Annotated in this window: 5 protein-coding genes and 2 pseudogenes; 4 read left to right on the top strand and 3 right to left on the bottom strand. The window is 54.5% G+C overall.

Translation table 11 applies throughout. The features are described 5' to 3' along the window. Together AACY30_RS09025 and AACY30_RS09020 are read left to right on the top strand one after the other, a co-directional pair. Positions 1-320, top strand: a 320-nt coding sequence (locus AACY30_RS09025; RefSeq protein WP_198721657.1) for a ribonucleotide-diphosphate reductase subunit beta, incomplete at its 5' end; no start/stop codon positions are given. A gap of 301 nt (positions 321-621) precedes the next feature. Then, a complete protein-coding gene (locus AACY30_RS09020) occupies positions 622-1,269 on the top strand; it encodes an HAD-IB family hydrolase (protein WP_339472242.1) in 648 nt (215 codons plus the stop codon). 156 nt (positions 1,270-1,425) lie between these two features. Here the strand turns inward: AACY30_RS09020 and AACY30_RS09015 are convergent, their stop codons facing one another. Together AACY30_RS09015 and AACY30_RS09010 are read right to left on the bottom strand one after the other, a co-directional pair. Beyond that, positions 1,426-2,970 (bottom strand): Fic family protein, encoded by a 1,545-nt coding sequence (locus AACY30_RS09015; protein WP_339540182.1) that lies wholly within the window; start codon positions 2,968-2,970, stop codon positions 1,426-1,428. 227 nt (positions 2,971-3,197) lie between these two features. Continuing rightward, positions 3,198-3,314, bottom strand: a pseudogene (locus AACY30_RS09010) (LysR family transcriptional regulator); the annotation flags it as partial. Between AACY30_RS09010 and istB the strand changes: the two are divergent. Beyond that, positions 3,306-3,521, top strand: a pseudogene (istB, locus tag AACY30_RS09005) (IS21-like element ISPre4 family helper ATPase IstB); the annotation flags it as partial. The pseudogenes AACY30_RS09010 and istB overlap by 9 nt on opposite strands. 285 nt (positions 3,522-3,806) lie before the next feature. Further along, the gene (locus AACY30_RS09000; RefSeq protein WP_339470238.1) at positions 3,807-4,763 is read left to right on the top strand and encodes a hypothetical protein; all 957 of its coding nucleotides are present in this window, start codon (positions 3,807-3,809) and stop codon (positions 4,761-4,763) included. On the opposite strand, the gene AACY30_RS08995 is transcribed toward AACY30_RS09000, so the two are convergent. Next, positions 4,760-5,425, bottom strand: a complete 666-nt coding sequence (locus AACY30_RS08995) for a DUF6933 domain-containing protein (protein WP_339540181.1) — start codon at positions 5,423-5,425, stop codon at positions 4,760-4,762. The two genes, AACY30_RS09000 and AACY30_RS08995, sit on opposite strands and share 4 nt — an antisense overlap. Positions 5,426-6,000 lie beyond the last annotated feature (575 nt).

Raw genomic sequence — 6,000 nt, 5'->3', positions numbered from 1 at the left:
TCGAAAACCCGCATTTGTGGGATGCCGAGATGAAGGAAGAAGCGACCCAGATGATCCTGCAAGGGACGCAACTGGAGATCGAATACGCTCGCGACACCATGCCGCGCGGCGTGCTGGGCATGAATGCAGCGATGATGGAGGACTATCTCAAGTTCATCGCTAACCGTCGCCTGTCGCAGATTGGTTTGAAAGAAGAGTATCCAGGCACCACCAACCCGTTCCCGTGGATGAGCGAGATCATGGACTTGAAGAAAGAGAAGAATTTCTTTGAGACTCGTGTGATCGAGTATCAGACTGGCGGCGCGTTGAGCTGGGATTGATTCCTAAGCCAAGCAACATCAAGGAGCCCTGACTTGTTCAGGGCTTTTTTATGTGCGTTGATTCGCCATTGCTTGAAGCACATCGCGCTAACCACCTCGCCGAGAGGGTTCGGATCGTACGAGCAATGCTGTAGCCTTGCATCCCAATTGCCATCAGTGTTGCACCGATAAAGTGATAGGTAGCCTTCATCGACGGGCTCTACGAAAGTCCAAAGATTGGCACGGGAGTAATCTCCCGCTGTAACACCTGACACGCACCTAAAATATTAGATAGGACCGAGGCCACCCCGTGAACCCAGACATGCTCGAAGCCGGCCCCGTAGACGCCAAAGTACTCTCCGTCTTTGACTTCGACGGCACCCTGACCCACCACGACAGTTTCGTGCCCTTCCTCAAGTTTGCCTTCGGCACCGGCGAGTTTTATGGCCGGATGGTAAAACTCGCCGTGCCTGGGCTGCGTTTCTTGTTGCGGCAGATCAGCCGGGATGAGTTGAAGGCGCAGTTGATCCGCACCTTTATGACCGGGGTGGAGAAGGCGTGGGTGCAGCAGAAGGCCGAGGAGTATTGCCAGCGCAATTGGGCGCGGTTGATGCGGCCGTCCGGGGTGCTTTCGGTGGAGCAGGAGTTGGGCTCCGGGGCTGAGGTGACGTTGTGCTCGGCTTCGCCGGCGTTGGTGTTGCAGCCGTTTGCCAATCGGCTCGGGATCAAGTTGATCGGGACTGAGCTTGAGGTGGTCGACGGGGTGCTGACCGGGCGCCTGACCGGCAATAATTGTCGGTGTAAGAACAAGGTGCTGCGCCTTGAGGCAGTGTACGGAGACCTGGGGGATTATCGGCTCAGGGCCTGGGGCGATACACGTGGGGATCGGGAGTTGTTGGCGGCGGCGCAGGATGCGCATTTTCGGCATTTTCATGCGAAGAAGAAAAATCGGGGTCGGTTGAAGCGGTGATGCGGGGCATTGGGGTTGGGGTTGGCGGGGGGATCGAGGTGATCCCATCGCAGCATGGCTGGGGTTCGACAGCACCCACCGTTTGATCGGTGTCAGACTGGGTAACGCACTAGCATGGGGTGCCCGGGGTTGAGTGGCCGCATAGGCCCATCCCGATCACTCGTTAACGCTACCCGATTCTTGTTCTTCAAATGCGGATCGCACCGCTTCCACTACCCGTTCGGCTAAGTGAGCAACTTCCAACTGCGGATACGCTTTTTTCAATTTCGCCGATATCTGCCAGCCATTTTCCTTTAGCGAGCGAATGACGCGGTTTGCGTCCTGATCCGGCATTTCCAGCACTTCTTTGAGCTGCTCCTGAGCGCGCTGAAAAATGACCAATACACGCGCCTCATCAGCCATCTCTGTCAGGACCGTATGCGCCACAAGCTGTGCCGTATACAGGACATGCTCAGTCAAATCGGGATAGCGCCACGCGAATTGCGCATCTTCATAGTCATCAAAGACCAGGTTGCTGCGGGTGCCGTCATCGTAGACGACGAGTTCGCCAAACCGATAAGACGCGGCGTAGCGTTGCATGAATGGTCGCGAAAACACCTCCAGCGTGCGAACGTAACGCGCCCGAAAATCAATCGAACTTGTAATCGTGGCTGATACCGGCAGGATCACGCCATCAGGCACCGCATTATCACGGATCAAGGTATCGTTGATAAGAAAGCGATGGATCCGACCATTGCCGTCCCGCATGGGGTGGATATAAACGAAGGCGAAAGCGATTACAGCTGCCCGGGCCAGGGACTCAGAACCTCGTGTTGCCAGCTCGAATGCTTTCAAGCCATTGAGCAGTTGCGTCAGCACCTCAAATTGCGGCGCAATGTAGTGCACGAGGTCCTCGCGCATGGTCGCCTGCCCCACAAAGACCGGCGAGCGCCGCAAGCCCAGCCCGAGAGCCTCGTCTCCCAAAATACCGGCTTGCAACGTGTGCAGGCTTTCGTTGCCCAACGGATCCTCGATATGGCCACAGTATTTGGCGATCACGTGGGCAAACCGCTGGATCCTGTCGGCTTTGTCTGCCTCTCTCTCTATCAAAAAGCTGGCACGCGACTCCTTGAACGTCAGCCAACTTGCCGTGCGCATCAGGATATCGGCGCCAAAGGTCTGGTTCAGTTCTCGCAGTGCTGCACCCAGATCAAACTGCAGCGCGTCTTGTACAGCTTCGGTACGGCGGATCATAGGGGAGAACGCTGGCACGCCGGGAAGATTATCGTTGATGCGCCAGCGTCGTATCCTTAGAGGCTCAACGCGGGTCAGGTAATGCTGCGATGAAACAGCATCGACATAGCCGCCATTGGTGACGTCTGGCACATCAAGCTGCCGTCCGGTTACCCATTCGTAAAGGAATCCGGTGCGGCGGGCATATTGACCAAAGGGCGTTTGCCGGCACCAGGCTTCAACGGGTTCGGGGCCGGCGGCAGCAAATAAGCGAGCGAAAAATTCAAGATGAATTTCTTCATACTTGAGCCCGAACTCGAAATGCCCCGCAAAGTCGTCCGACGGCTGGTAGCTGATGGGGTACTTGCGTTCGACATGTCCATTGCTCTCGTGGGTCATACGTGTCGTACCAATTACCGATTCGACGCGTAGCGGCTGTGCAAGGGCGATACGGTAGCGGTCAGCGAGTGCCTTGAAGCCTACTTGCATTGTCGAATCCCCTAACGAGAACTAAAAAACGATAACTATCAGGAGATAGTAGGCGAAAACGATAATTTCGTGACCACGAAAACGCTAATGCATACTCAAATTTGCTAATAAATCCACCATTCGCGTTGAAAACGATAACGGCTCGTATAGAGGGATACAGGTTGATGGGGTCGACAACGCCCACATTTGATCTCTGTCGCTAGGTGGAAAGGTGCTTGGCAGTAGCGTCAGATAGTGGCTTTGAGGTCTACGCCCAGGGCTCTGGCAAAGGCTTTTACCAAAGGGTTTCTCGGCGCGTTGTGGCGCAGGATCAGGTTGAAAGCAGTGGTGAGGTGGACGTGCTTGAACTGCTGGACGACCGATACGGTAACCGCTCGACGCTAGTGACCAGCCAGATGCCAGTGGACAAATGGCACGCGCTGCTAGGCGATCCGACCTTGGGCGACGCGATCCTCGACCGGCTGGTGCACAACGCTTATCGGATCGAACTGAAGGGCGAATCGATGCGCAGACGCGCAACGAAATTGACGACGACAGGGACTTCAGACTAACAATGCAAACCTGCGTCGCTGCGCTCCGACTGCCTGGCCGGATGAGCGTGGAACGGGTGGTCGGATGGCGTGGAGTGCGCAGCCCGCCAGCATGTTCTATACCCTTGGTGCACTCACAGTAATCGGTGGCACCTTGTGCTTCATGAGTGGGCGACGCGTGGCTGAGAACCCGCCGCCCCCAACACTACACATCTAATGTGGGAGGGGCTCGCTCCCACATTTTTGATCTCCATAGGGCTGATATTTGCGTAGTATCGCGCTACTCATCTCACGGACCCGAGCCCCATGAAATTCGACACGGCCTACAGCCTGAGTCTCGACGACAAGCTATCGATCTACGACGTACGCGACCTGAATTTCGACGAAACCGCTGATTTCGACTCAGACAAGGACAGCTTCCTGTGCCCCAACGATGCCTGCCGCGCGACGTTTGATACGGGCGGCAATACGCTGAGCACTTTCAACGCGAAGAACGTTAACTATCAGCGCACGCCGCATTTCAAGAACAAGACCAGCACCCAGCATATCGACGGCTGCCGCTACGCCAGCACGCACAAAACCACTACGGGTGAAGGTGACGACGAGCGCGAGGAAAATTTCCCATCGGAATTTGTGCTTACGCGGCGTCAGTACGAGCGCAAGGCGCCCCTGACTGGCACGGAGGGAAACATCCCTCAAGATGCAGCGAAAACACCTTCAACTCGTGTGTCCACATCCCATAGCACCACCGACAGCACTCCAGACAAAACCAGCGTCTTCGCCCACCCAGTGGAATGCTATGTGTCCAACATCGACGACAAGGACAAGCTCAAAAGCATGCCGTTGAAGATCGGCGAGCACACGGCAAGCTACTGGACGTTTTTCAAGAAGATCGAATACCTGCAAGACAACAAGGGCTTGATCTACTGGGGCAAGATCAAGGCGATCAAGCACTACACCAGTAGCGTTCGCATCGACTTCGAGAAAAAACTGTGGCTCGATAAAAAGCCTTATTCGGTCAACGTTTACCTGAGCAAGAAACTCATTGAGAACTACCGCAAGCGCACGGCGTTCCTGGAGCAGATCAAGGCTGCGGTGGACAGTGAGCGGGCATTGTATTGTTTCTTCTACGGGGTGACGCCGGAGCTGAAGCAGGTGCCGAGCAAGAAAAATCCCGAGCAGACATTTGGGGTGTTCAGCGCAGATATCGAAAACCTGGATCACTTGATCATTCGTGAGGCGCCGGGGGTGGAAGGGCTTTAATCAACCTGCGCACGTAACGCGTGCCGATAGATCTCACGAACCTGTTCCGCTTTCGAAACAGGCACGCGGCCTACGGTGATCAACCAGTGAATCAACATCTCCTCATCGGGGTAGATGTAACCCTTCTGCTGCTTGACGCTTCTAGGTCTTTGATTAGTAAGAGCGTCGTAGCGAACAGCGCTCCAGGGCTGGTTTACAAAATCAAAATCTTCAGCATCCCATTTGAAAAATCGAAGCACTTCATTGATGTGTGTTTGGCCACTGCGATCGCCGCGCTGGAGCATAAGAAAGGATTGGCGCAAATCGTTCGATAACTGCTCGATGATTTGCGGATCAACAAAGTCCAGTAGCCCGCCCTTCATGGCCAAATCCATGACACCGTTTGTCCAGCGGTTGATAAACGTCTGCACAAACCCTTCGGCATCAGCTTTTTTCATGTCAAAAAACAGCATGCAATAACGGGTTTTCAAGTGAATCGCCAGCAGTACATGTTTACGCTGAACGGTTGCTGCGTGCACCAGCCATTGATCGGGGTTGGTATGCAGATCCTCGCCTGAAGCTTGCGTCGGAGGCGCCTGATGAACCGTTGTGATTTTTTTGCCCTTATGAATGCGGCTGAAGAAATCACAGGCAGCTTGTGAACAATTGAACGTTAATGTCACCGTTTTTCCTTAAAGACTAAACAGGGCGCCTAAGCCAATACTCAGGGGTCTGATTCAGGTTCATCAACCCAATTGATTTCATAAGGCTGCCTGACCGCATAGCTAATGGCATCCCGAGCGTCCTCGCTGAGCACGGCAAGCTCAGTATCCGTCAACAAATCATGAGCCACCCTCATAGCCAGATTGCTGAGGGCGCGTGAACGACTGAATCCGTCGAATATTTCAACAATGTCCTTGTCACGGCCCCTAACAAGGCAGTAGAGCGTTCTGTAGCGGTTGACCGGAGACAATGCACCGTTCCGTTCTCACTGACAGACTTCGCGTCACTCAGTACGCCAAGGTGGAACCGCTCCAGCGCGATTTTTCTCAGCGCTTTACATTTCTTCCAATCGCTTTCGGAAATAGCCATCACCCCCTCCTGCGTCTCTCTCAGAGTTTGAATATCGCAATCCACGCGGTCAATTCGGCCGAGCGGAGATCCAGCTCGAAGGCACGATGTTGCAGGCCTCAAAATAGTCCAAAGCAGGCGCTGAAAAATATCCAGTTGATGAGCGGTCAAAACAACTGTACAAAAA

The organism is Pseudomonas sp. RA_5y_Pfl1_P24 (genome assembly GCF_963970945.1).
GTDB lineage: Bacteria > Pseudomonadota > Gammaproteobacteria > Pseudomonadales > Pseudomonadaceae > Aquipseudomonas > Aquipseudomonas tritici.
Note: the sequence above shows the minus strand (reverse complement) of the source record. Positions and strands in the feature narration are given on the sequence as shown.

What these genes read in the sequence shown, in the direction of transcription:
- AACY30_RS09020 (WP_339472242.1), top strand. Translation starts at nt 622, where the DNA reads ATGCTCGAAGCCGGCCCCGTAGACGCCAAAGTACTCTCCGTCTTTGAC.
- AACY30_RS09015 (WP_339540182.1), bottom strand. Translation starts at nt 2,970, where the DNA reads ATGCAAGTAGGCTTCAAGGCACTCGCTGACCGCTACCGTATCGCCCTT.
- AACY30_RS09000 (WP_339470238.1), top strand. Translation starts at nt 3,807, where the DNA reads ATGAAATTCGACACGGCCTACAGCCTGAGTCTCGACGACAAGCTATCG.